Origin of the sequence: Chryseobacterium sp. 2VB, assembly GCF_005503635.1 — a bacterium.
Classification (GTDB): Bacteria; Bacteroidota; Bacteroidia; order Flavobacteriales; family Weeksellaceae; genus Chryseobacterium; species Chryseobacterium cupriresistens.
Genome location: NZ_SCNC01000002.1, coordinates 287,167 through 311,568, shown reverse-complemented (window position 1 = coordinate 311,568; position 24,402 = coordinate 287,167). Strand labels below are relative to the sequence as shown.

At 37.1% G+C, this 24,402-nt stretch carries 25 protein-coding genes; 9 read left to right on the top strand and 16 right to left on the bottom strand.

Annotated elements, in window-relative coordinates:
* Positions 1-45 precede the first annotated feature (45 nt).
* A complete protein-coding gene (locus FFS26_RS03525; protein ID WP_110009736.1) occupies positions 46-1,002 on the bottom strand; it encodes a FecR family protein in 957 nt (318 codons plus the stop codon).
* Between the two features lie 241 nt (positions 1,003-1,243).
* On the opposite strand from FFS26_RS03525, the gene FFS26_RS03520 reads away from it, so the two are divergent.
* Positions 1,244-1,870 carry an RNA polymerase sigma factor gene (locus tag FFS26_RS03520; RefSeq protein WP_137904293.1) on the top strand — a complete coding sequence of 209 codons (627 nt, stop codon included), beginning with the start codon at positions 1,244-1,246 and terminating at the stop codon, positions 1,868-1,870.
* Between the two features lie 211 nt (positions 1,871-2,081).
* Here FFS26_RS03520 and hxpB read toward each other — a convergent pair whose 3' ends face one another.
* Positions 2,082-2,729 (bottom strand): hexitol phosphatase HxpB, encoded by a 648-nt coding sequence (gene hxpB / locus FFS26_RS03515; RefSeq protein ID WP_137904292.1) that lies wholly within the window; start codon positions 2,727-2,729, stop codon positions 2,082-2,084.
* Positions 2,730-2,756: 27 nt separating this feature from the next.
* Positions 2,757-3,377, bottom strand: a complete 621-nt coding sequence (locus FFS26_RS03510; RefSeq protein ID WP_137904291.1) for a helix-turn-helix transcriptional regulator — start codon at positions 3,375-3,377, stop codon at positions 2,757-2,759.
* Positions 3,378-3,571: 194 nt separating this feature from the next.
* Between FFS26_RS03510 and FFS26_RS03505 the strand changes: the two genes are divergently transcribed.
* The 4 genes from FFS26_RS03505 (at position 3,572) to FFS26_RS03490 (ending at position 5,804) form a co-directional block, all read left to right on the top strand.
* Entirely contained in the window at positions 3,572-4,198 is a 627-nt protein-coding gene (locus tag FFS26_RS03505; protein ID WP_137904290.1) for a superoxide dismutase, read from the top strand.
* Positions 4,199-4,221: 23 nt separating this feature from the next.
* Entirely contained in the window at positions 4,222-4,722 is a 501-nt protein-coding gene (locus FFS26_RS03500) for a DUF2480 family protein (protein ID WP_110009731.1), read from the top strand.
* A gap of 3 nt (positions 4,723-4,725) precedes the next feature.
* Positions 4,726-5,283: an NADPH-dependent FMN reductase gene (locus FFS26_RS03495; protein WP_137904289.1), complete on the top strand. Its 558-nt coding sequence runs from the start codon at positions 4,726-4,728 to the stop codon at positions 5,281-5,283.
* A 170-nt stretch (positions 5,284-5,453) separates the two neighbouring features.
* Positions 5,454-5,804: a 4Fe-4S dicluster domain-containing protein gene (locus FFS26_RS03490; protein ID WP_137904288.1), complete on the top strand. Its 351-nt coding sequence runs from the start codon at positions 5,454-5,456 to the stop codon at positions 5,802-5,804.
* An 85-nt stretch (positions 5,805-5,889) separates the two neighbouring features.
* Here the strand turns inward: FFS26_RS03490 and FFS26_RS03485 are convergent, their stop codons facing one another.
* From FFS26_RS03485 to FFS26_RS03475, 3 genes are all read right to left on the bottom strand, one after another.
* Complete coding sequence (locus tag FFS26_RS03485; RefSeq protein ID WP_137904287.1) at positions 5,890-6,825, bottom strand: ketopantoate reductase family protein; 936 nt, start codon at positions 6,823-6,825, stop codon at positions 5,890-5,892.
* 64 nt (positions 6,826-6,889) lie between these two features.
* Positions 6,890-7,471: a Crp/Fnr family transcriptional regulator gene (locus tag FFS26_RS03480; RefSeq protein WP_137904286.1), complete on the bottom strand. Its 582-nt coding sequence runs from the start codon at positions 7,469-7,471 to the stop codon at positions 6,890-6,892.
* A gap of 218 nt (positions 7,472-7,689) precedes the next feature.
* The gene (locus tag FFS26_RS03475; RefSeq protein WP_228449381.1) at positions 7,690-9,351 is read right to left on the bottom strand and encodes a GIY-YIG nuclease family protein; all 1,662 of its coding nucleotides are present in this window, start codon (positions 9,349-9,351) and stop codon (positions 7,690-7,692) included.
* Between the two features lie 198 nt (positions 9,352-9,549).
* On the opposite strand from FFS26_RS03475, the gene FFS26_RS03470 reads away from it, so the two are divergent.
* Together FFS26_RS03470 and FFS26_RS03465 are read left to right on the top strand one after the other, a co-directional pair.
* Entirely contained in the window at positions 9,550-10,305 is a 756-nt protein-coding gene (locus tag FFS26_RS03470) for a helix-turn-helix domain-containing protein (RefSeq protein WP_137904285.1), read from the top strand.
* A gap of 27 nt (positions 10,306-10,332) precedes the next feature.
* Positions 10,333-11,496 (top strand): FAD-dependent oxidoreductase, encoded by a 1,164-nt coding sequence (locus FFS26_RS03465; RefSeq protein WP_137904284.1) that lies wholly within the window; start codon positions 10,333-10,335, stop codon positions 11,494-11,496.
* Positions 11,497-11,596: 100 nt separating this feature from the next.
* Here the strand turns inward: FFS26_RS03465 and FFS26_RS03460 are convergent, their stop codons facing one another.
* From FFS26_RS03460 to FFS26_RS03450, 3 genes are all read right to left on the bottom strand, one after another.
* Positions 11,597-14,599: a reprolysin-like metallopeptidase gene (locus tag FFS26_RS03460; protein WP_110009724.1), complete on the bottom strand. Its 3,003-nt coding sequence runs from the start codon at positions 14,597-14,599 to the stop codon at positions 11,597-11,599.
* A 647-nt stretch (positions 14,600-15,246) separates the two neighbouring features.
* Positions 15,247-16,671: a tetratricopeptide repeat protein gene (locus tag FFS26_RS03455; protein ID WP_137904283.1), complete on the bottom strand. Its 1,425-nt coding sequence runs from the start codon at positions 16,669-16,671 to the stop codon at positions 15,247-15,249.
* Between the two features lie 171 nt (positions 16,672-16,842).
* Entirely contained in the window at positions 16,843-18,336 is a 1,494-nt protein-coding gene (locus FFS26_RS03450; RefSeq protein WP_137904282.1) for a tetratricopeptide repeat protein, read from the bottom strand.
* Positions 18,337-18,714: 378 nt separating this feature from the next.
* On the opposite strand from FFS26_RS03450, the gene FFS26_RS03445 reads away from it, so the two are divergent.
* Complete coding sequence (locus FFS26_RS03445) at positions 18,715-19,218, top strand: GNAT family N-acetyltransferase (RefSeq protein WP_228406492.1); 504 nt, start codon at positions 18,715-18,717, stop codon at positions 19,216-19,218.
* 269 nt (positions 19,219-19,487) lie between these two features.
* Here FFS26_RS03445 and FFS26_RS03440 read toward each other — a convergent pair whose 3' ends face one another.
* From FFS26_RS03440 to FFS26_RS03430, 3 genes are all read right to left on the bottom strand, one after another.
* Complete coding sequence (locus FFS26_RS03440) at positions 19,488-20,174, bottom strand: MBL fold metallo-hydrolase (protein ID WP_110009721.1); 687 nt, start codon at positions 20,172-20,174, stop codon at positions 19,488-19,490.
* 55 nt (positions 20,175-20,229) lie between these two features.
* Entirely contained in the window at positions 20,230-20,817 is a 588-nt protein-coding gene (locus FFS26_RS03435; RefSeq protein WP_110009720.1) for a Crp/Fnr family transcriptional regulator, read from the bottom strand.
* A gap of 120 nt (positions 20,818-20,937) precedes the next feature.
* Positions 20,938-21,615, bottom strand: coding sequence for a MarR family winged helix-turn-helix transcriptional regulator (locus tag FFS26_RS03430; RefSeq protein WP_110009719.1), 678 nt, complete (start codon positions 21,613-21,615; stop codon positions 20,938-20,940).
* Positions 21,616-21,876: 261 nt separating this feature from the next.
* Between FFS26_RS03430 and FFS26_RS03425 the strand changes: the two genes are divergently transcribed.
* The gene (locus FFS26_RS03425; protein WP_110009718.1) at positions 21,877-22,164 is read left to right on the top strand and encodes a hypothetical protein; all 288 of its coding nucleotides are present in this window, start codon (positions 21,877-21,879) and stop codon (positions 22,162-22,164) included.
* Positions 22,165-22,213: 49 nt separating this feature from the next.
* Here FFS26_RS03425 and FFS26_RS03420 read toward each other — a convergent pair whose 3' ends face one another.
* Genes FFS26_RS03420 through FFS26_RS03405 form a run of 4 tightly spaced genes read right to left on the bottom strand, consistent with a single transcriptional unit; the run spans position 22,214 to position 24,391 of the window.
* Positions 22,214-22,585 (bottom strand): response regulator, encoded by a 372-nt coding sequence (locus FFS26_RS03420; RefSeq protein ID WP_047422842.1) that lies wholly within the window; start codon positions 22,583-22,585, stop codon positions 22,214-22,216.
* A gap of 28 nt (positions 22,586-22,613) precedes the next feature.
* Positions 22,614-23,192, bottom strand: coding sequence for a chemotaxis protein CheB (locus FFS26_RS03415; RefSeq protein WP_228449380.1), 579 nt, complete (start codon positions 23,190-23,192; stop codon positions 22,614-22,616).
* 2 nt (positions 23,193-23,194) lie between these two features.
* Positions 23,195-24,025, bottom strand: coding sequence for a CheR family methyltransferase (locus FFS26_RS03410; protein WP_110009717.1), 831 nt, complete (start codon positions 24,023-24,025; stop codon positions 23,195-23,197).
* Positions 24,026-24,391, bottom strand: a complete 366-nt coding sequence (locus FFS26_RS03405) for a response regulator (RefSeq protein WP_171006230.1) — start codon at positions 24,389-24,391, stop codon at positions 24,026-24,028.
* Positions 24,392-24,402 lie beyond the last annotated feature (11 nt).

The window sequence follows — 24,402 nt, the reverse complement described above, 5'->3', positions numbered from 1 at the left end:
TTAATAGTGTTCTCTTGATTATGATTATTTATTTTTTATAATGATTTATTTCTTAAGGATATAGGTATTTTCTTTTTTCTGTACTTCCAGTCCCAGGATGAAAGCCAGTGATTCAATATTTTCTCCGACCGTTCCTCCCGTAAAATCAGCAGTAATTTTTTTATCTTCAGCTTCCTTAGGATATTGAACCTTTGTATGATAATTGCTTTCCAGGACTGCTACTACTTCTTTTAAAGGAACATCGTTAAAACTCAGAGACAATATTGCAGCAATCCTGTCTGCTGAATTTTTTACAGGTTTCAGTGAAATAACTGCCGTAGTATGAGCAATTCCGAAGTTGGTCCACTTCTGATTAGGCTTAAGGAACGAAACCGGAACCCCGGGAGTGGATACAGCCACCTTTCCTTCATAAAGATCAACCGCTTTTTTCTTCCCGGACTGTGAGATTTTAAATACCGTTCCCAATACTTTAGTACTGAAACCATCAGCACGAACAATGAATGGATGTGTTTTAGATTTTGCCACAGAAAAGATTGCATCTCCTTTCAAATCCACAACTCTGGTGGACGCAGGAAAAGATTTCTCTACAGTCAGTACAGCGCCTGGTAAAAGAGTAACCACAGATCCGTCTTCAAGATGAACAATACGATTTCCGGATTCTGCAAGATAAACATCTGGCTTAATGAATAAGGTGTAGGTAAAAACTCCGCCCAATGTTAAAAGCAGAATAATAACCGCTGCAATTTTATAAAGATGTGTTCTAAAGCTTTTTGCTGACGGGATAGATACAATATCTTTTTGAGAAAAGTAATTTTCCAGTCCGGATAATACCCTTTCTCTGGATTCTTTAAGATGCACAATATCCAGATCTTTTTCTGCAAGATTTTTCCACTGTTTTAAAAGTTCATTTTCTTTTTCAGAAATTGAGTCTTCCGAAACTTCCCGTTCCCAAAGTCTGAAAACAAAGGCTTCAATATTTTTATATGGTAAAAGTTTTTTCATAGGGGTCTTTCATGTATTCACAGATACTTCTATCTATAAGACAGTGAAAATGAAAAACTTCCCCGGGGCATTCTTAACGTTATATTCACATTACAACCAAATTGTTAATAATTTTCGTCATATTTCACATTTACTCAACATTAACGTTCAATTTTCGGCCTGTTTTTCAGAAATATTTAATCTTATCACACCCAAAGTTCACAAAAAGTTAATTTTCCTTTAGGTAATTTTGTATCACAATATGAGCCCAACAGACTATATATTATTAAAGAAAATAAAATCAGGTGACCGCCCTGCATTTATGCTGCTGTATGACCGGTATTGGGATAGTCTGTACCGCTTTGTTTATGTACGGACACGGGATAAGGAAGTTTCTGAAGAAATCCTCCAGAACCTGTGGATGAAGATTCTTGAGAATACGGATGCCATACAAACCGATGATACAGAAAGTGCCAAAGGCTACCTTCTCCGTCATCTTCATTACCGGATTATTGATTTTTATAACAGCTACAAAAAAGCGCCTCCTACGCTGAGTATTGACGAGTTTGATATTCCGAATGAAATAGAAATAGCAGATTCCGAGTATTTTGAAATCCTTGAAGAAAATGAGATCAGTGCTTTATTGACTATGATTGATGAAGTCGTTTCCCAGCTTCCCTCAACGGAACAGCAGGTATACGATATGAGAATCAGGAAAAATATGTCTGTGAATGAAACAGCAGAAGCGCTGGGACTCAGCAATAAAACAGTAAGTAATAAATTAAGCAAAGCTTTGGGAGAAATCCGTGAACAGCTTAGTCCGGAGTATCAGTCGTCTAAAAAGCTGGTTTCTATTCTGTTGCTGATGGAGGTTTTGACGAGGTATTGATTTTGGGTTCGGGATGTGAGATGCGAGGAAATGTCAATGGTCAATTTGCTGCGCAGTCAATAGTCAATTTTTATAACAACTGTTAAATTCACAGCGGAGCGGATTCACCTTTTACCTTTCACTTTTAAAGTCAATAGTCAATTTGCTGCGCAGTCAATAGTCAATTTTTATAACACCTGTTAAATTCACAGCGCAGCGGATTCACTATTCACTATTCACCAAATAACGGCAGAAAAACTGTATTAAAATCCAGGATTTTAAAATCGGCAAGGTTTGAATCTATGCTTTCATCATTATTGGTGAAAATTACAGTCTGCATTCCGGCTTCTTTTGCGGCCTTTAATCCTGACTGACTGTCTTCAATAGCTATACAGTCTTCCGGGGAAACTCCGAGATTTTTTGCAGAAGTAAGATATACGGCAGGATGAGGTTTTCCCTGAGTTTCAAACTCTGATGAGTGAATGGTATCAAACAGGTCATGAACCTGAAGCTTTTCAAGCACCGCATGTGCTACCCGTAAAGGAGCATTGGTAGCCAGGCCTATTTTGTAGTCTTTGTTCTTAAGATTTTTAATAAACTTCTCTACACCAGACATGGTACAGTTTTCGGTCTGTATCATTTCGATTACTCTTGTAACCACTTTATATTCCAGATCAGAGGCATCAAAATTTTCCCAGGGGAATCTTTTATACCAGAATTCGGTTACTTCCTGAGTCGTCATATATTTGGTTTGTGCCGCAAGATCATCCGTAACCTGCACTCCATAAGATGAAAATACATCCAGTTCTGCCTGGGTCCAGAATTTTTCTGAGTCTACCAGAACACCGTCCATATCAAATATTACTGCTTTTAAAGCCATTTTGAATGATAAATTATAAGCGATGAATTATTGGCTGATTTTATAAACACAACGCTGCCCACCGGAAGTAATATGATCTATTCTTTCCACTGTATACTCCTTTCCTATCAGGGATTGGAAATTGGATAGCTCCGCGCGGCAAAAACCCTGGCATTCTGTTGCTGCAGCGCATATCGGACAATGATTTTCAATCAGATAATAGTCTTCCCCTTCTTTTTTCCATTCTGCCATATAGCCTTCATCACTACGCACTTTTGAAAGAGATTCTAGGCGCTGTTCCAGTGATTCTGCCTTTGAAAGTACTTTTTCATAACGCTCATGGGTATTTTTTTCCCGGTCGCTGATTAATAAATCCAATGCATTTTCACCCAAAAGATTTTTCACGGATTTCAAAATCTGAACCGTAACATCCGCATGGGTATCCGGAAATTGAGCCAGTCCTTTCTCTGTAAGAGTATAGTACGTAGATGGGCGCCCAACCCCTTCGCTCTTCACCGAAGACCTAATTAATCCTTCCTGAGCAAGATTCAGTAAATGCTTTCTTGCTCCTTCCTTGGTGATTGACAATTCTTCAGCAATAAGAAGTGATGTAGCCTCACCTCTCATCTTCAAAAACATCAGAATACGATCCGCAGCCGGCTTCTTCATTTGACAATATTTAGGTTGTTTTATTTTTCAACAACAAATATAGTCATTTTCTATAACCTTATAAAATCAAGGATAAAATAAAGATTTACTACATTTTACTTATACTCATCAGAAAATAAATAAAACAACCATAAAGTTGTTTTATTTAAATATATTTCTACCTTTGTGAGACATTAATCAAAAAAATAAATACAATGACTCCATTTACATTACCACAGTTACCTTATGCTTACGATGCTTTGGCGCCTTTTATAGATAAAGAAACGATGATCATTCACCATCAGAAACATCATCAGGCTTATGTAGATAATCTGAATGCAGCACTGGCACAAACCAATGAAACCAATCCCGACCTTGATTCATTACTGCAAAGAATAAGTGAATACAGTCCTGCCGTCAGAAATAATGGTGGCGGCCACTATAACCATTCTTTATTTTGGGAAATTATTTCTCCAAAACCCAAGCTGAATCCTGAAGGCATGCTTCATGACGATATCACAGCTACTTTCGGGAGCCTTGACAATCTAAAAGCAGAAATGAAGAAGACAGGTTTGTCACAGTTTGGTTCAGGATGGGTATGGCTTTTTGTAAAATTCAACGGCTCATTGGCCATCAGCTCTACCCCTAATCAAGATAATCCGATGATGGATATTCTTTCCACCAACAGAGGTTTTCCGATTTTGGGAATAGATGTCTGGGAACATGCCTATTATCTGAATTATCAAAATAAACGCGCAGATTATCTGGATGCTTTCTGGTCTGTACTGGATTGGTCAGCTGTTGAAAGAAAATATGAAGAAGCCTTGTCAAAAGTAAAATAAATAATACTGAAAGTAAACGAATTATGACTGAGGAAAATTTTATCAATAAAGCAAAGGCTTCAGGCATTATTGCTCTTGACCTTTCAGATTACAAACCGACTACGGAAATTGTAGAACTGGATATCAAAGAACATCTTTTCATGGGAATGATTGTTAAGGAGAAGGAATTTAAAGAATCAATTGCTGCGGTGGATTTTTCTGTTTACAATGAAAAAGCAGTAGCGATCATCTGTTCTACGGATGCTATCATTCCGCCCTGGGCTTATATGCTTATTATGGAAAAATTGTCTCCTTACGCTTCTTATGCTGATTTAAACAATGCAGAAACTGTACTCCTTGATCTCTGGAAACGCCGTCTCATCTATGCTGATCTGAAACAGTATAAAAATCAGAAAGTGGTTGTCCGCGCAAGTACTCATCATGATCCTTCATTGTATTTATTAGCAGCAGGATTACTGAAACCGCTGGTGAAAACACTGATGTATGGTGAAATTGGGTTACCCAAAGTAATTTTTAAACATTAAAAAATGAAAGCAATCATATTCAACGGATCGCTGGAAAGAAGAACTTTATCTACTTCCGGACTGATTTCAGATTATTTTTCTGAACGCCTGAAAATACTGGGAATTCAGACTGATATTTTTACACTTGCTGACTCCGGCATTCCTCTATTCGATGTCACACTTAACAAAACTCCTTTGGCCGTAGAGCGTATGGCTCAAATGTTTACAGATGCTGATCTGCATATCTGGCTGGCTCCGCTTTATCACGGCAGCATTCCGGGAGTAATGAAAAACTGCCTGGACTGGCTTGAAGTAACCGCCAACTGGTACGAGCCTTATCTCACGGATAAAACTGTAGGGCTGGTATGCTGGGCTGATGGTCTTCAGGCCATGCAGGGAATTAACGCCATGGATTCTATAGCCAAATCATTGCGTGCCTGGCCATTGCCATTCAGTGTTCCGATTGTCAGGTCTTCATTATTTAAGGAAGAACCACCCTCTCAGATTTCGGATCTGTATTCCGGTAAGTTTGATAAGCTTATCAGCATTGCAGCTTCTAAAAAAATAACCATTATTGACTAAGTACCGGCAGAAATTACTGCATATTAATGATTTAAAATAAAAAATAGCACACTTTATGCTGATTATTTTCAAAGAACAGTGTTGAACTGCTGTAATTAAGTTTAGCGGGGATTTCCGAACTGTTCAACGTTGACGAAATCCCTTTTTTAAACCCTCTAAATTCAAACAATATGGCTATAAAAATAACAGATGCCTGTATCAACTGTGGAGCCTGCGAACCTGAATGCCCCAACTCAGCCATTTACGAAGGTGCTATTGACTGGCGCTGGAAAGACAAAACCAAACTTTCAGGACATATCATATTTCCTGACGGTACGGAAGGTGATGCCGATGCTTATCATCAGGCAGTCTCGGATGAAGTGTATTATATTGTATCCGGAAAATGTACGGAGTGTAAAGGGTTTCATGAGGAACCTCAATGTAAGGCGGTATGCCCTGTAGACTGCTGTGTAGATGACCCTGATCATCGGGAAACTGAAGAAGTGCTTTTGAACCGGCAGAAATTTATGCACAGTGCCTAAACTTCTGTATTTTATATTCGATTTCAATAAAGGCGGGCTTTAGCCCGCCTTCTTATATTGCTTTTCTTTGAGTTAAGGCCCAAACTTATTTTGCTTTAATCTCAGTGTAGATTTTTTGAGTAAAAGGAGTTTCTACCCCAGTTTCAGAACCATATTTCAATACAGCACCTGCAAACAATTCCAGCTCATTATCCTTCTTTCCGGAATTAATATCAAGCTGTAAGGAAGTTGGAGTCTCAAAAGGAAATGTTGAGGCTTTTTCAAATGTTTTAGCAATGATATCTTCCTGAAGATAGATTCCTTTCTTATCAGCAATCTGTTTGATTTCTTTCATAATTTCAGCCGCTTCTTTCTGCTGCTGTTCATCGGTACATACAGTTCCAATAGATGAATTATGCTTTGCTGTTACCAATCCGAAGCTGGCAATAAAAATAAATTTCGTCCAGATATCTGATAATGAATTATCTTTAAAATCAAAATCAATTTTACTTTCAATCAATAGCTCTGTAATCCATTCTACAGGAGCAGAAAAATGCTCAGGATCTCTTCCCACAATCATTTTTCCGGCTTTTCCTTTATGTTCCACTACTCCTCTTTCTTTAATATGGGAAGCTACGTAGATACAGGTTGGAAGAATAGTGTGTTCCGGAATTATTTTACGGATTCTGTCATAAATATCTGCTCCGTTCATCATCGGAAGCAATACAGTATCTTTATTAATAATTTCCTGCAACTGTTTACAGACATTTTCAAGATCGTACTCTTTTACACAGATCAAAACCAGGTCAGGATTTTTGATCTCACTGATATTCTGCACGATATCATCAGGATGGGTCTGAGAATTGGAATGCTCGGGAGATAACAAAGTCAAGCCGTTTTCTTTCACTTTCTCATACGTTTCTCCACGGGCAACAAAAGAAATGGTATATTTTTCCGTGGTTTCATTATTCTGATTTATTTTAAATCCAAAATAACCGCCTACACCACCTAATCCTACTACAACAATATGTTTTTTGTTCATGAAATTATTTTTAAGCAAAGATGAGCGATGATTTCTGAACTATCACTTGACAAATGAAAAGAAATTACAATTTATGAATATCCCTTCTGATCCTGCTCAGGGAACTGTCCTTGATGCCAAGGTAAGAAGCAATCACCTTCAAAGGAACATGCTGAAAAATATCCGGATCTTTCTTCATCAGGTTAAAATATCTTGTGGATGCCTTCTGACTCGCCATTTCGATGAGCCGGTCATGGATCGTATAATAATTAAGAACAAAAAGAAGCCTACTGAACTCTCTGAATTCAGGAATATTATGAAAATTATGCTGTACGTTTTCCAATCCGGTCTCCCAAAAGACACATTCGGTGATCGTCTGATATATTTCTTTGGTAGGCTGCTGTCTGAAAAAAGACAGAAAATCATTAACGAAGCAGGGAGCTGTATAAATATTGGTGGTAATCTCCTCATTATCTTCATTCAGGATATAAGACCGCACATAGCCTTTTTCCAGGAAGTAGGTTTTGGTACTGATCGTATCTTTATCCAGCAAAACAGTATTTGCTTTTACCTCAAAATGACTGAATTTTTCAGTAATTTTTTCAACTATTTCAGCTTGGATACTAAATAAGGAATGGAAGTAGGCATTAAGTGATGATTTGTTCATTAGAGTATCGCTATAAATCTATTTTGGGGCTTCTAAAATAGCAATAATTCCCGGAAATCCGGTTAATATGAAACGATAAACCACCCCGTCAAAAATTCTTTGAATTTTCGCCATCCTTCAAAAGGAGGGGAATTTTTCACATCATAAGGAATGATATTTAGAAAAAATAAAACCCTTTAAACCGTGGGTGTAAAGGGCTCGTATCTTTTTTGAAAAACTTAGTCTTCCAGGAGAACTTCATCATAAGTAACAGGATCTGCAACCTCTTGATATTGTTCCCATTCTGCTTCAAGTTGTTTATTGGTTTTCATATCTTCTTCAAGCTTCAAAGTTTCACGGTATTGTTTTGCTTCTGCTACCAGTGTCCATTTACAAGCAATTCCCATAGAATCAATATAACTTCTGACATCATGGATATTTAGTCTAAAAAACTCTTTTCTTGGATTAATTTTGTTAAGCTGACTTTTCAAAAACTTTTTATGAAGCTGTTTTTCCAATGCAGGGGCATCTTCAGCATATATCATAGCATGAACATCAAACTCAAAAGGGACACTTGCATCCCCAAGTTCACGAACACGGTCTAAAGGATCCAAACGTCTTGTCATACCAATTTTATAAACATCTTCTCCAAATGAACCGATATTTGAAATAATGTATACATTACCGGTTCTCGTCTGCTGGGCCATTGAGATTGCTCTTTGATTTTTCTCTTCAGCCTGAGTAAGTTTTTGCTGTAATTCTTCAAGCTGTTGCTGAAAAAGTATCTTTTGTTCTTCATTAGCTCTGGCAACCTGAGATTCAGCTTTCTCAATCAGTCTCTTTAAAGTTTGTTCTTCTTTTTCTGCCTCTTTGATTGCTTTTTCATAGTCTTTGCGAGCTCTTTCTTCTTCCCGAATCTGCTCACGAATTTGTCTCTGCTCTTCCTGTTCCTGCCATTTCAACTCCTGGGCAACTACAGCCCATCTCAGTTCTTCTACCCTCGCACTATGGTAAACTTCAGATATTCTCGCATTCCTAAAAGCCTGACCATTAAAATTAACCAGTTGGAAAGCATCATCCATCTTTTGTTTCAATATTCCAAAGTTATCTTTCTTTACTGACGCTAAAATAGAATCTACTTTTCCATTATAAGCATCAATAACAAAATCAATAGCAGTATTTCTTCTTGATTCATCCATATAATCACAGATACCAGCCTGTCTGCTAACAATCATTAGTTTATTGTTATGTCTAAGTTTTTTAAGTTTATCACCTGCTTCTTTATGACTGAAATCTTCCGCAAGCTCATCCAATAAAGTATAAGTTGGTACCAGATATTCATTGCCATACCCTTCAATAACATTTTTCATTGCTTTTATTCTATCCGCAATCTGATCTGCTTCTCTCAAACTTCTGTAAGCATCTCCTCCTATTGATTCTGCTCTCACTTCAGCATTATCTACAATACGCTTCGCTTCATTTACAGCATTTTCATACAGTAATTCAATCTCTCGTGTTTTCTTCTCAGTAGTTTCTTTTACATTCCTACGAAGCTCACGAGCTTCAAGCTGTGCATTAGAAAGCTCCTGTCCTGCCTTATCTCTTAATCTCAGGCTATCTCTTTCTGCTTTTTTAAGAAGGTAATCGCACTCAACTTTAACATCAATAATATCTTGATACTTTCTCAATGCATCATTATGTTGTGATAGTTCAACTATTTTTCTGTTCAAAGTATTCTTATCGAGCTGTAATTTGGAAACCTCTATTTTCAAACGGCTGTTCTCTCCTTTTAGATTTGTAATTTGAGTATCTTTTTGAAGAGATTCTTTTTTAAACTTCCCTGATGTACTGAATGCATACAGCATCAGTATAAATAAAATAATAATCAATAAAATTGCCATGGTTGAAATTTTTATCAGGCAATATTAAATAAAAAATACAGGCCCAACTTACGGAAAACCGTAACTAGAAGTCTATATTTCAAAAGGAATATCCAATTGAATAGTTTATTATCGAACCATAAGTAATTGTACATTACTTTGCCATTTATAACAAATTGTGTAATTTTCTTAACCAAAGCAGCTAAAGAGGCCACAATTATGGATACTGATTTCACTTATAACTTCATCGAGCCTGATAAAGAGATTGCAGATTTCGTTGAAAATCTGGGCACTTTTCAGAACCTTTCGGATGAAGCTAAGGAAGTGGTTATCATTCCGGATGGAAGAATTGATTTATTTTTCTCACAGTCGGCTACAGAACCTTTTCATGTTACGCTTCTCGGATTGGAAACCTATCCTGAGCAAAGGTTTATAGCTCCCCGTATGGCTACTTTTGTTGTAAGTTTCAAACCTCTTGCAGTTGAATACATTCTGAATACCTCCATTGCTGATTTATTGAATATCGGAAAAGAGCTTTCTCCTGATTTCTGGAATTTTAAAGCTGATGATATAAAGGATTTCAGCCATTGCTGTACGAAAGCAACCCAAAAAATAAAAGAACTGCTTCCACTGAAAGTAGATGAAAGAAAACGAAAACTTTTTGAGCTGGTATATGCCTCAAAAGGAGAAATGAGCGTGCAGGAACTTTCTGAAAAAACAGGCTGGAGCAGCAGACAGATTAACCGGTACTTTACCAAACAGCTTGGCCTGTCATTAAAAGCCTATTCTACTATTTTGCGTTTCAGAGCATCATTGGAACACATTGCCCAAGGGAGACTTTTCCCGGAACTCAATTATACAGACCAGAATCATTTTATCAAAGAAGTAAAGAAGTTTTCCGGGGTTGCACCCAAAGAATTATCCAAAAATAAAAACGACCGATTTGTACTATTATCCGTGTTGAAAGGAAGATAAATTTGCCATGTAAAATTTAAATCAACAATGCTGATAGACAATAAATCAATAGCAATCGTTGGTGGCGGTCCGGCAGGACTTACACTGGCAAGACTTTTACAATTGAAAGGCGCAGATGTAAAAGTATATGAAAGAGACTTCAACAAAAATGCACGCGTAAAGGGTTCTCCACTCGATATGCATGAAGATTCAGGTTTGGTAGCCATCCGTAAAGCGGAACTTCTGGAAGAGTTTAAACAGGTTTTCCGTCCCGGCGCAGACAGAACACTGATCATGAATGAAAAGGCAGAAATATTTTTTAATGATCACGAGACGAAACCTGAAGAGGATTTTGGTCATGAACATTTCCGTCCTGAAATAGACCGCGGCCCGTTACGAAATATGCTGTTAGAATCTTTGCATCCTGAAACGGTAATCTGGGACAGTCATTTTCTTTCTATGGAACCTCAAAATGAAGGCTGGCTGCTTCATTTTAAAAACGGGAAATCAGTGTATGCTGATATTGTGATTGCTTCAGATGGTGCCAATTCTAAAATCCGTCCGTATCTCCATACCCATAAACCTGTTTACTCCGGAATCATTATGCTGGAAGGAAATGTTTCAAAAGAAAATGCACCTCAGATTGATGCATTGATTAAAGGTGGAAAAATAATGGCATTCGGAAATTCTCAAAATATTTTAATGGGGCAAAAAGGCAATGGGGATCTCGGATTTTATGCAAGCTTTAAAGCTGATGAAAACTGGCCTGCCACCAGCGGTCTTGATTTCTCTGATCAGGCGCAGATGCTGAAATGGTTCAAAACAGAATATTCCGAATGGGCTTCTATCTGGGAAGAATTGTTTGAAAATGCAATGACTCCTTTTATTCCACGTCTGATTTACTCTATGCCCCTGGATCAGACCTGGGAAACACAGCCTAACCTGACTCTGATTGGTGACGCAGCACATGTGATGCCTCCTTTTGCAGGAGAAGGCGCCAATATGGCGATGCTGGATGCCCTGGAACTGAGCGAGCATTTAACAGATAACAATTATACTACTGTAAAGGAAGCTATCTGCGCCTACGAACACCACATGCGTAAGAGAGCTGCCGCTGCCACACAGGAATCCCTTGAAAACGGAGAACGGATGCATTCTGAAAAATCATTAACTACCATGCTTGATTTTTTTAACAGTCACCTGGCTTCATAAGTAAAACAAAAGGCTGCCTCCAATCCAGAGACAGCCTTTTTAAGTTTAATAAACTCTTTTTCTCTCCGCTTTTAGATCCGGGTGCGGAGGTTCATATGTGTTATTTCTTGATCAATTTGGTATTATAAGTATTTTTATCATCTTTTATTGTAATCACATACATTCCTTTGACCAGAGAAGCTACATTGATTTTTCCGTCAATCTTACCTTCCTGAACAAGTCTTCCATCCGCACTGTAGATTTTATAGTCGCCTTTACCTTTAAGGTTTTTCACTTCTACAAATGTATCTGCAGGATTAGGATAAACAGAAACCTCTGATGATTTTGTATCTACCGTTTCTCTCACGGCAAGTGTACTCGCGGTAATTTTCACAGGAAGATCCATAATACCTCCAGCCTGGCTTGCCAACTCACCACATACGCTATTCAGGGCACTCGTTGCGAATTTACCAACGACTCTCATTCTTAATGTCTTATCTCCGGAGTAAGTGGTAGCAGGAACGGTGAAGTTAAAACCTGGTAATCCTATATTACCTGCATTTGTTGTCGCTGAAGTCTGTCCTACCCTTTCTGTAGATTCAAATACTCCGTTTCTATTGTAATCAATCCAGGCAGATACATTTACCGGAAGTCCGTTTTGCAACAAATTCCCTATTCTAGGTGTAAGCGTATAGGTACTGCCTTGTGTCAAGTTAACAACTTTAGTAAGATCTTCGCTTAAATCTTTATAGGATTTTGCTGTAAGATCACTATAATCAAGATTCGCAACGGTAACTTTTAAGATGGTTCCTACATAAGGTGAACCTGAATTTAAAAGGCAGTAATCAGCTCCTGTCTTTAATCCTTTTGTTTTAAATGTATAATTATTAGAGAAAGTTCCGGGAACTGAATTTACCACAGCTGCTACCTGAACTTCGTAATTGGTTTCATCTTCTAAATTATTCAAAACTACAGAATTTGCCTGACTTACAACATTAGACCAGCTGGCTGTTCCTGCTTTTCTGTAATTAACAGAGTAAGCAGCTCCGGGAACACTATTCCAGGATACCCTTGCTGTTGTTTTGAAAATCTCAGTATCTATCGTGGAAACTCCTGTAGGTGCTGATGCAGTTGAAGTAGGTGCACTTCCCACAGTAACAGCAGGAGACACTGCATAAAAGATATTCCCTACAGCTGACACTCTTAATTTTACTGCTCCGCTTACATTACCCGGCATTTGTGCACTATAGCTTCCGGTGTTTGGAGTTGCAGCTACAAGATTTGTCCAGGTTGCACCGTTATCTGTAGTATAATCTATTTTCACGCTCGCTGTATTATAAGGGGCAGCATTTGTATTGGCAACCTCCCAATAGATTGTATTTACTGCATCATTATACAATACTGAAGATGTGGTCAGTCCATTGAATTTGAATGGCCCGTCATTCCCTACAGTCACTGTAGTTGTTGAGCTTGAAACCATGGGACGCTGAGCGTTCAGATCCCGTACCGTTACCGCATAGTTCAATGTTCGCGGGATATATGATACTGTTTCCCATCTCTGTTTGTCTGTCAGGATTCCATTCATCACACTTGCAAAGTTGGGAAAATACCTTCTTCCGTTTGCTGTTCCGGGAACTGATCTTGTCAAAGCTCCTTTTGGATTGTATCCCCATCCGCTGTCGCCGGAAATGGTAGAAAATTCATCTGTACTGTCATTCTGTTCCCAGGTATAGTTCACAGAATCATTTTCAGCATCTGTAGCTGAAGCTTCAAGATAATAAGCAGTTCCTTTAGGAATACTATAAGCAGCTAAAGGATTAATGGCTGGAGCAGTATTGTTGATAATATTTTGAGAGGCTCCGCAATTCACTTTACTTTCTAAATTAGTTAATACCTGATCAATGGATTTATAATGAAAATATCCGTCAGCATTAGCCTGAACATTATCATAGGTAATCCCGGCATAGCCCATAATAGTAGTCCCTCCTCCGGGCTCTACATTGGCACCCTGATTGGCATCTGTGACAGAAGTATTTGAAAATGTGTGATTAGCTCCCAACTGATGTCCCATTTCATGAGCTGCCGTAAAATCAAAAACTTCCCCCACCGGAACAGGTCCCTGGGTGTAAGCGGAACCTTTTTTTATTTCAGTATTAGTCGCCGGATCGATGCAGACAATTCCGATTCCTCCTGCGTTTCCGCTTCTCTCAGCATTCTGATTAAGAACATGGCCGATATCATAGTTGGCATTTCCCACTACAGAGGTAAGGGTTTGTTGCAGCTGGAGATTCAAGTTCCCTGTATAAGGATCTGTTGCCGGATCAAGATAGATGATATCCGGAATATTCTGAACCGTTAAATGGGCTCCGAAATCCCGTTCAAAAACCCCGTTTATGCGGGTCATGGTATTATTCATGGCGGCCAGTACAACGCCTTTTTTTACGTCGTCGGTCGCATTGGCCGGAGTTCCTGCCGCTGTTAACTGATATTGGCTGTATTCTCCTGTAACGGACAATGCCATTCTAAAATCTCTGTATTTCGTATTGGTAGGTCTGCTGGCAATCCCCACTCCTGAAAGCATTTTTTTACCATTCTCTACCAATTTATTAATACTCTTAAAATCATGTTCTCCTGTATCACATTTAAAGCCGTGCTCTCCTTCATTCTTTGATTTATAGAATACACCGTAAGTCTGTTTATCAGCACTTATTGGTTCTATAAACTGAAATATACCATTTTTAATGATCATAGACTGCATATCATAGGGAGAGGTACTGAATCTCAAATATTTAGACGGATCATCTACGCCCACTCCTACATATGACCCAAGCTGATATCTTTCGGCCAGGAATTTATCAATCACTGGATTGCTATAGACAGCAAACTTTTCAATTTTCCCTTCAACCGTAGGTAAAGAAATAATAACTGGTGTTGCTCCTTTCCCGGTTTCTTCAGCATTTCTCAGCATTTCGCGAAGGGATTTCAGGTCCACTCTGTAAGAATGTTGTACTTCTACTCCTTCTCTTATCTGTGAAGTTTTCTGTGAGACAGATTCCCATCTCTGAGCATTGAAAACCGTAAAACAAGATGCTAATGCACAAACGAATAAAATTCTTTTTTTCATAGATTTATTTAAAATTACTTTGGTTGTATGAGTATAGGTAGCTCATTTTTATCAAAAGATCATTTTTGGATTCTGATCAATCCACTTAAGTATTATCATAAGTTCAACAAAATAAAATCAATGATGAAAAATTCACAACAAATCACTTCACAAAACTTGTATATTCCCAATAAAAAACAAAAATAAATGATACTACTCATATACATCAGGACTTACAATTAATTAATTATCAATCAATTATATTTTACGCTCAATTTTGTCTTGCTAAATTCTGTTTTTTATAAGTAAGAATGAATACAATTCTAACCTAAAAAACGGATAAAAAAACATATTGAAAATCAACTAAAAAGAGGAAGAAAAAAAGAGAAATAATCAGGAATACAGTATAAAAAAGGAGAAACTTCCAAAGAACTACTGCTGTTTTTCATGAAAGGATTAATAAATTAAGAAAATATCATAATTACTTAAATATCAGATGTTTAAAATCAAAAATATAACATGTAGTATCCGTGTAGTATCGTATTTTTTCATGTTTCCGTCAAAAATTTTCATATTTGAGCACTGAGACCACTAAAAAAAACCGGGTGGTGAAAAGAGAATATTTCGAGTACTGTCTGACCTGATGAATCAGACAGTTTTTTTTTGGATTATTGTAAGGTATCAAAGAAATGATAAATATCTGTATCCCCGGGAATATTCAATTTTTTTCTGATCCTGTATTTTTTCTGCTGAATACTTCTATGCTGAACCATCGTATAGTTTGCTATTTCTTTAGAAGAAAAATGTAATTTAAGCATTGCACAGAAAACCAGTTCGGAATTTTCAAGATTGGGGTTAATCATAAAAAGCTGAGGGATAAACTCGGGATAGGTTTCTTTAAAACGATCCAGAAACTCAGGATCATTCTTTTTACCAAGTTCTATAATTTCCTCCTGCTTATTGTCATTTATTCTTATTTTCAGATTTTCAGCTTCCCGGGCAAGAATTTTTTTTCGTTTTCTCAAGGCAATACTAATTCTCCAGGCATATACCCCCAGCAGGCAAAGCCCCAAAAACGACAGGGAAATAATCCAGTATATTTTGCTTTTATGCTGATCCGCATCCTGTTGGGTGACTGTAATAAAAGACTCCATATCCTGATTAATGGTAGCCAGCAAAGAGGTGTTGGTTCTGTCGAAAGCCTCTGTATAGGCTTTCAAATAAAAATAGGCCTTCTCTTTATCTCCGGTACGTTCATATAACATTCTTAGATCGTTATAGATATACTTACCATAATAAACATAGATACGTTTTGTTTTATCATTGATTTTCAATGCTTTAATCAGAGCCTGTTCCGCCTTATCATATTGTTTATCATAAAGAAAATATTCCCCCAAAATAGTATTGGCATAGAGGGCAATTCCATCTTCTTTACCTCTTAGATTGGCTTTATTATAAGCAATGGTTATATACTTATATGCAGAATCTTTGTCTTTATGCATATAGATATAATCGCTTATTGCACAATCTGCAAGACCTGTATCGTCCAGCCGTTTTGCTTTATGAAAATACCCCAGTGCTTTTTGGTATTCCTTTTTTTGAACAAGATAAATAGCCTGTCTGAAATAAATACTGAAAAGGATATCGTCTTTAAGCGGGGAATGATCACTTTTCCTGATAAGACTCATTGCTTCATTATTATACTGAAAAGCTTTATCAAGCCTTCGAAGCTCTACATTGAAGCGGCCATACACGTTATAGAATCTTGCCTTGTGCAGGTTGTCTTCCGAATCATCCAGAATTTCCTTTGCATTATCAAAAAGGATCTGCGCCTTCTGGAAATTTTCAAGCGATATATTAAGCTCTGCCAGATTGATATAGCACAGTGCCTTCCCATCCGGATAATTCATTTTATCGGCCTGTTTGTAATATCTTTTATTAAGACTAATGAGTGAATCATATTCTCCACCAAGCCTAAACTTTTCATTCTGTCTCAGTAAAGCAACGTCAAATTTCTTTTCAGCCTCTTTCTTTGAATGGGAATGGCACGAAACTAAAACAAAAAGTAACACAAAAAGAAAAATACGCATCATATGTCTCTCTAATTAAGCTAAATTCATGTATATATTATGATTAAATAATGATCTCTCCGGAGAAAAAACAGTCTGTATAATTTTAAAATTCTCAATGGTTATTTCTGCTGAGATCAACAATAAATCTTTTCATAAAACAGAATCATTCTGCTTTTATTGTGATGTATTTCTTTATTCTGCCAGGTTATCAAAAAAATCGTAAATATCTGTTTCTCCGGGAATATTCAGCCTTTTTCTGATCCTGTATTTCTTTTGTTGAACAGATTTATGCTGTACAAAAGTATAATCTGCAATCTCTTTGGATGAAAAACGTAATTTCAGCATTGCACAGAAAGCCAGTTCTGAATTTTCAAGATCCGGATTGATCGCCAGCAGCGATTTAATAAATTCAGGAAAGAGCTCTTTAAATTTCAGCAAGAAAGAAGAATCATTTCTTTTAGCAAGCTCAGTCACCTCCTGAAGCTGTTTTGTCTGGACATGATTTTTCAGTGCGTCGGTTTGTTCTTTTAAAGTATTCTTCTTCTTTTGTAATTTGTTAATCATCTTTCGAACATATACTCCTGAAATAGTAAGTACTGTGATAGACAGTGCAATAAACAACGGAAGATCATTTTTATGCCAGTCCGATTCCTGCTTCATTTCCGAAATAAAATCTTCGGTAGCTTTGTTCATAACGGTAAATCGTTCCGCATCAAATCTTCCCTCCTCTTCCATATATTTCTTCAGATAAAAATAGGCCTTCCCTCCGTCATTTTTTTTCTTATATAATTCTGCAAGTGATTTATAAACTTCTTTGATATGTGAAGAATAGGTCCGTCTTGTCTTAATATTTATTTCCAGTGCTTTTTTTAGTGCTTTTTCAGCCTGTTCGCTATTTTCAATTTCATTATAATAGTATCCCATTGTATAATACACCCAAAGAGATTCCACATCTGTAGTTTTCTGACTGATCATTTTTTCATCTGCTTTGCTGATGTATATACCGGCAGAATCAGGTTTATGAGTAAATAAATAGTATTGTGCCACCATACAATTGGTGTACGCCGAATTTTCCAACACATTTGCTTTTGTAAAGCATTTCAGAGAAGTTCCCAGCCATCCTTTCCATGCATAGTAAATTCCTTTGTTTACATAAAGTCTGGGTAGAAGTTTTTGGCTAAGCTTTGTTTTTTCAGTCTGTTTGAGATAATAAAATGCCTTGTTGTTGCATTCTATAGCCTTATCGTTTAATTTGAGATGAGAATAATAGAGACTGTAATCATCATAGAATGCTGCTTTATGGTAAGCATTTCCGGAATTAATCAGATCTTTTTCTGCTTTATTGAAAAAAAAACGGGCTTTTTCATAATTTCCTGCAGAAACATTTACGCCTGCCATATTCAGATAGCAAAGTCCTTTTCCTGCTGTATATTTTAATTTTGCCGCTTTATTCAGATATTCTTTATTAAGCTTAACAAAAGCCTCATATTCACCAGATAGCTGAAGCTCAGAGCTTTGAGTTAACAGAGATACATCAAAATTTTTCTGGTCTGTATTATCAGTTTCCTTATAACATGAAAACATAACCAGAATCAGCCCCATGAAGATTGTAAAGGCTATTATCTCTTTGATAGCCTTTGAGTTGATCGTTTTATTTTTAAAAATGATTACATTAATTTTTCTCATCAGCACACTTTTCCCTGTATATCTACATATCTACCTATTCACTTACTTAATAATAAGTTGATAATTTTCTATCGTTATTCTAATATTATTCCCCAATCAGTGTTATAAATATACATAAATTATCATGTTCATTGTGAAATAAACAGGTTATTTCGCAAAAATGTAACATTCAGATAAAATATTGTAATATTTCTCATTTAAACAAACACTTTTTACCATTTAAAGACTGCTTTTATGAACTTTCTGTCAAAAAGTATATGCTTTATTCTAATAAGACTACCTGAAACGAAATTTGTTACAAGCAGATAAGGTTGTTTTATAATTTTTGATAAGTTATTTTGACAAACAAAATTATCTCCATATTTGTATATTGATCTTATGAAAAATCTTATCAGTATGAATATCAGCTATCGCCAACTTCTTCCTGAAGAAAGTAAGGCATATCGGGCCATCCGTCTGGAAAGTCTGGAACAGTTTCCTGAGTCATTTTGCGCAACCTATCAGGAAGCCAGTAAAATTGAAAAATTTCAGATGGAAAACGACATTGAAGAACAGACTTTTGGAAAATTTGTAGTGGGTGCATTCTCAAATGATTTGCTGATAGGCATCTGTGCTTTTGTTAAAAGTGACGAAAACTCAGGTACTCTTTACCAAATGTATGTAAAAAGAGAGTTCCAGGGAAAGAATATTGGTCAGGGATTGATTGAAGCTGTTATTCATGAAGCAGGCAGACAGTTTAATGATATTGAAATTTTCCTGGAAGTTACACCCGGAAATGACAAAGCGTACAATTTATATAGAAAAACAGGATTTTTGGAAGTAAAAAATACCTCTGCCGAAGATCCCGGTAATTATATTGTCATGAAATATACACCTGAATAAAAGCTGGATAACTTTCAAAATCATGATACATAAACCTGGTACTGCATAGTTCATTTATTCTGGACTACGGATGAGACCATTTCAAGCCAGAAGAACACAGAAACGTACTGGCAGCATATTGAAAGTAAAAAAGAGATCACCTTCACAAAATTAGTTCCTTCGGAATTAGGATTGAAAAAAATTGATCATTTCGGTTTTTTCAAAAAAAATATGAAAGACAGGCTTTGGGCTAATGTGGTAGAAAAGTTAAACGGTTTTCTTTAAACCATTTAACTCTGATCATTTTTTAAAGTCTTTACAAATTTCTCAAACTGTCGATCTGTATTTTGTAAGACCGGTCCGTGACCAAAGCAGATAGTAGCCGGATTCAATTCTGCCAGTTTCTGAAGCGATTTGATATTGCGCTGCTGATCCGTGGTGAACATATTGGGAGGAAGCCGAAGCCCCGGCACTGTCGTAAGCAGGTTCATATTGGTAGCGGCATCCCCAATGATCAGTAATCCATCCTGCTCTCGAAACAAGGAAATATGACCTCCCGCATGTCCTGGGGTTTCTATTACCTGAAAATTTCCGATTTTATCGTTTTCAACGATGGTCTGCCCTACTTTATGTCCCTGACCCGCCCAGTATTTTTGCTGAAGCTTTGCCAGCCAATGCTGCGGAGCCGGATAGTCGTTGGTTACGAGACCTGTTTCAGTCCTGAAAACTTCATTGGGATGGCAGAGCAGGGGTATATTGAATTCTGCACATATATGATCGCTGCAGCCCTGGTGGTCTGCATGGGCATGGGTTAGTACATGTTGATGAACAGGGAATTTCTGCAGGATTTTCTTTATGGTTGTGTACGAACTTCGTATTCCCGAGTCTACCAGAACACCTTCAATAATATAGCAATTGATACTGTTTCGCGGCATGAGTGGAATATGGAATACTTCAGGAGCAATTTGACGTAGCATAATTTTTTTTCTGCAAATCTACATTACCGACCAGTATGGCATAAGGACATTTGTCCTATAATATGCCAGGTCTGTGGATTTGTCCTTTCGCCCGGGTAAGTGATCGCTGTGTAATTCCAAGGTATGAAGCCAGATCCTGTGTCGATATCCGTTTTACGAGCATCGGTTCATCAGATAAGACATGACGGTATTTGTCTACAGCGGATTTATTATTGTAATTCAGAAGATAACGTTCCTTTTGAATATACTCCTGCTCTATCACCGATTTTGTAACTCCGTTCAGAGCAGCCACCTTTTCCAGCAACTGCTGATAGTCTGGATAACTTATGCTATAGATTATGCTATCTTCTACAGCCCTGAAGCTTTTTCCGGATTTCTCCTGCGCTATAAACCCGGAAAACGAGGTGACAAATTCATTTTCAAACTTGAAGCAGGTTATATTTTCCTTACCTTCTTTATCGGTAGCATATGCTTTTACAGCGCCACTGGCAATAAATCCAATATAACGGCAGATTTCATCTTCATGAATAAAAAAATCACCCTTTTTTAAGTGAACCGGTTTAAAGAACTGCAAAGAAAAGTTGACTTCATTGGGTGATAATCCTCCTGTTGAGGACAGATAATTTTCAAAAACATTACTCATCCCACAGTCTGTTTGGTTTTTATTTTCTTGCAAATCACACATCAGATCCAGTAATTTTATTAAGGTGAATGAAGGAATTAATTATAAAAATAAGGTTCGGTTAACTATCACTTTTAAATATTAAGAACCCTTAAATACATACTCATCATACACCGTATTGATCAGCTCATCAGGATTGATGTTCCGCGAAAAAATAGGATAATGAAAGCGATCCAGCTTATTAAGAATACGGATCAGTTCCATTTTCTCGTAGTGGTTGAGATTTCCGGCAACGATATTGGTAGCCTGACGGATTTTTTCCATTTGATTTTCCAGGACCTTTAATCCTCGTTCGGTAATACGGATTAATTTACTGCGTTTATCTACATCAGAATCTGTCTGTTCTATAAGTCCCTGGCGCAAAAGCCTGGCGATAATAAGCATCCCTACCGGCTTATCATGGATATTTTTTTTGATAAGCGCCATTTTTGTCATTTCCCCGAAAGCTTTAAGATTAATCAGATAAATAAAATCTTCCTGAGTAGAAAATTCAGAATGTGAGATGGCAGACTTTGAATAGGTTTTTGCATACCGGTTAAGATGAACAAGTAATGTACTGATGGCACTCTCCGGCGTTCTTCCGTTCTCCTTGCCTTCCCAGTAGGGCTCTTCAGGGTGATGTTCTTCAATATTCCCTTTACCAGAAATCCATGCTTTAAAGCCCTGAATAGTTACCGGATAAGACTCCGGGCTATTACTGACTTCAGTTTCAAACTCTTCCAGCAGGTCTATATAATCTTTAATAAGCGTGTAATTCATTTCTGTTAAATAGTTTACAAATATACTAAATTCACCTCATATATAAACAAAATTAAAGCAAATAGAATAGATTCTGTGAACAATGGTGAACGGGTATTTCCTGCATAATACTCTGTTTTTTATCTTATCCAAACCAGGAATAAAAAGAAATGATAATCTGATCATTTTGGTTATCAAAGTTTTCCAATCAATCGTTGTGTGGTATTACGATATAACACGGTATAATAATTGTTGGAAAATAGACAGGAGTAAAATAAGCGTATGGATCATATAGAAACCGAACCAATAGATTTGGTAAGAGATAAAAATTTTATTGATAAATACTTCAGTTTAACTATAAAAAAGGAATTGAATATAGAAATCAATGTCAGCAGTGAGTATATTACTGCCCAAAATATTGTTTCCCGAAAATTAATTCTGGTGAAAACATTTTCGGATGCTGTCATGGGAAATCCTGAACTGTACCTTTTATTGGCTTCTCTCATCCATGATGTGAATACCCACTCTTTAACAAAGGGACAGATCATCAGAGCACTGGAAAAAGAATAAAGATCTCTCAAAGCCTGAGAGATCTTTTATTTTTTAACGTAACCGGATATTATACCTGTTCTTTCAAATGTTTCGCAACCATTGCTTCCAGATCATCAAGATTAAAAGGTTTTGAGACATAATCATCAGCTTTTGCTTCTGAGGCCAAAGCAACAATATCATTATTGGCTGTAACATAAATGACCGGAATATGTTTAAATTCCTCGGTGCTTTTGAGAAGTTTTGTAGCTTCTACCCCTCCTATTTTAGGAATCCAGTTATCCATCAGAATAACATCCGGCTGATAGTCTGCCACTTTCTCAAGGATATCGTGTGAAGTCTCTGAGATTTTGACATCATACCCGTTTTCTTCAAATATGATGGTGATCACTTCTAAGATAGCCGCTTCATCATCAAAAATTAAAATCTTCTTTTTACTCATATTATGTAGATTATTCTATTCTGAAATATTATAATTGTTTTATATAATCCGCTAAACCGGCGGGCGTGATAATTAAATCATATTCAATTTCTTCTATGGCATGTTTCGGCATAAATTCCACTTCTGCTGTTTCCGGATCCTGAATCCATACCTGCCCGTTATTTTTTTTAATATAACTTAAGCCTTCTACTCCATCGGCATTAGCTCCCGATAAAAGGATACCGATCAGATTTTCCCCATAAATTTCTGCTGCAGACCTGAAAGTAACATCTATAGAGGGACGGGAATAATTCATTTTTTCCGAGCTGTCCAATGACATCCATTGTGTGTTCTCAAACAACAAATGATAGTCTGCGGGAACAATATATATGGTGTTATTATGAACTTCCGTTTTATCTTCAACCTCTATGACAGGTATTCTGGTAAACTGCTGCAGTAAAGTACGCAGAATATCTCCCGATTGAGCTTTACGATGCATCACCAGTACAATGGGAACAGGGATGGTATGATCCAGGTTTTTGATCATTTCTATGATGACCTGCAAACTTCCTGCTGATCCGCCGATAACAATTAACTCTGTATTGGTTTGTGGTTTCATTCCGCTCATTACTAGTGGTGATCAATTTTTTTCCAGATTTTCTGATCTTCAACCTGATGGTAATTTTTGTCGATAGCAGAAAACCGAAGGGTTTCTTTTGCTCCCAATGCGAGAAAACCTAAATTTTCCAGGCTGTTATCAAAAAGTCTGAATACTCTTTCCTGAAGTTCTCTGTCGAAATAAATCAGTACATTTCTGCACACAATCAGCTGAAAACTATTGAAAGAGCTGTCTGACACAAGGTTATGTGTTGATAAAATCAGTTTTTCCTGTAAGCTTTTATCAAATCGTACACTATCATAATTGGCAGTATAATAATCTGAAAAGTCTTTTAATCCGCCTGAAAGCATGTAGTTTTCCGAATACAGTTTCATCTGCTGCAAAGGGAAAATACCAGCTCTGGCTGTTTCAAGAACAGCGGGGTTCAAATCGGTTCCATAAATCAGAGACTTACTGTAAAGACCGGCTTCTTTCAGCAGAATGGCTATAGAATATGCCTCTTCACCTGTTGAACATCCTGCAATCCAGACCCTGATGAGCGGATAGGTTCCCAACTGAGGCAATATATTATCCCGCAGTGCTTTAAAAAAAGAAGGATCCCGGAACATTTCCGTAACATTTACTGTAACTTCTTCAACAAAACGTTTTAAGTACTCTGTATCATTCATCACAGTGTATCTGAGCTCTGCAAAACTGGTAAACCTGTCTAAAAGACATATACGGTTAACTCTTCTTTTAAATGAAGCCCTGCTATAACCCGAAAAGTCATAGCCATACCTGTCATACACATCTCTGATGAGATATTCTACTTCTTCATCTTTTATGATACTTGGTTCCAGCATCTATGAAAGTTTTTCTATTGCCGTTATTAAAAGATCCACATCAATGGGTTTTGTTACGTAATCATCAGCTCCGGCTTCCAGACATTTCTGGCGGTCTTCGGGCATTGCCTGTGCGGTGACAGCAATCACCGGAACATGTTTGATTTCCTGAGTATCCCTTATCATTCTTACAGCTTCATATCCGTCTATGCCAGGCATCATCATGTCCATAAGAACAACGGAAAACTGAGGATCAGACTTCATCATTTCCAGGGCATCCTGTGCCATTGTACATGATTCCACTGTATATCCACGGGCTTTAAGGGTTAGTTTTAAAGCAAATATATTGCGTGGGTCATCATCCACGATTAAAATTTTCTTATTCATCAGAATTTTAT

Bases quoted from the DNA above. Each gene is read 5' to 3' on its own strand.
- FFS26_RS03430 (WP_110009719.1), bottom strand. From the start codon at position 21,615: ATGAATTACACGCTTATTAAAGATTATATAGACCTGCTGGAAGAGTTT.
- hxpB (WP_137904292.1), bottom strand. From the start codon at position 2,729: ATGGCTTTAAAAGCAGTAATATTTGATATGGACGGTGTTCTGGTAGAC.
- FFS26_RS03480 (WP_137904286.1), bottom strand. From the start codon at position 7,471: ATGAACAAATCATCACTTAATGCCTACTTCCATTCCTTATTTAGTATC.
- FFS26_RS03440 (WP_110009721.1), bottom strand. From the start codon at position 20,174: ATGCTACGTCAAATTGCTCCTGAAGTATTCCATATTCCACTCATGCCG.
- FFS26_RS03435 (WP_110009720.1), bottom strand. From the start codon at position 20,817: ATGAGTAATGTTTTTGAAAATTATCTGTCCTCAACAGGAGGATTATCA.
- FFS26_RS03460 (WP_110009724.1), bottom strand. From the start codon at position 14,599: ATGAAAAAAAGAATTTTATTCGTTTGTGCATTAGCATCTTGTTTTACG.
- FFS26_RS03420 (WP_047422842.1), bottom strand. From the start codon at position 22,585: ATGAGTAAAAAGAAGATTTTAATTTTTGATGATGAAGCGGCTATCTTA.
- FFS26_RS03475 (WP_228449381.1), bottom strand. From the start codon at position 9,351: ATGGCAATTTTATTGATTATTATTTTATTTATACTGATGCTGTATGCA.
- FFS26_RS03445 (WP_228406492.1), top strand. From the start codon at position 18,715: ATGAAAAATCTTATCAGTATGAATATCAGCTATCGCCAACTTCTTCCT.
- FFS26_RS03415 (WP_228449380.1), bottom strand. From the start codon at position 23,192: ATGAGCGGAATGAAACCACAAACCAATACAGAGTTAATTGTTATCGGC.
- FFS26_RS03520 (WP_137904293.1), top strand. From the start codon at position 1,244: ATGAGCCCAACAGACTATATATTATTAAAGAAAATAAAATCAGGTGAC.
- FFS26_RS03495 (WP_137904289.1), top strand. From the start codon at position 4,726: ATGAAAGCAATCATATTCAACGGATCGCTGGAAAGAAGAACTTTATCT.
- FFS26_RS03525 (WP_110009736.1), bottom strand. From the start codon at position 1,002: ATGAAAAAACTTTTACCATATAAAAATATTGAAGCCTTTGTTTTCAGA.
- FFS26_RS03490 (WP_137904288.1), top strand. From the start codon at position 5,454: ATGGCTATAAAAATAACAGATGCCTGTATCAACTGTGGAGCCTGCGAA.
- FFS26_RS03405 (WP_171006230.1), bottom strand. From the start codon at position 24,391: ATGAATAAGAAAATTTTAATCGTGGATGATGACCCACGCAATATATTT.
- FFS26_RS03500 (WP_110009731.1), top strand. From the start codon at position 4,222: ATGACTGAGGAAAATTTTATCAATAAAGCAAAGGCTTCAGGCATTATT.
- FFS26_RS03510 (WP_137904291.1), bottom strand. From the start codon at position 3,377: ATGAAGAAGCCGGCTGCGGATCGTATTCTGATGTTTTTGAAGATGAGA.
- FFS26_RS03455 (WP_137904283.1), bottom strand. From the start codon at position 16,671: ATGATGCGTATTTTTCTTTTTGTGTTACTTTTTGTTTTAGTTTCGTGC.
- FFS26_RS03470 (WP_137904285.1), top strand. From the start codon at position 9,550: ATGGATACTGATTTCACTTATAACTTCATCGAGCCTGATAAAGAGATT.
- FFS26_RS03505 (WP_137904290.1), top strand. From the start codon at position 3,572: ATGACTCCATTTACATTACCACAGTTACCTTATGCTTACGATGCTTTG.
- FFS26_RS03450 (WP_137904282.1), bottom strand. From the start codon at position 18,336: ATGAGAAAAATTAATGTAATCATTTTTAAAAATAAAACGATCAACTCA.
- FFS26_RS03485 (WP_137904287.1), bottom strand. From the start codon at position 6,825: ATGAACAAAAAACATATTGTTGTAGTAGGATTAGGTGGTGTAGGCGGT.
- FFS26_RS03410 (WP_110009717.1), bottom strand. From the start codon at position 24,025: ATGCTGGAACCAAGTATCATAAAAGATGAAGAAGTAGAATATCTCATC.
- FFS26_RS03425 (WP_110009718.1), top strand. From the start codon at position 21,877: ATGGATCATATAGAAACCGAACCAATAGATTTGGTAAGAGATAAAAAT.
- FFS26_RS03465 (WP_137904284.1), top strand. From the start codon at position 10,333: ATGCTGATAGACAATAAATCAATAGCAATCGTTGGTGGCGGTCCGGCA.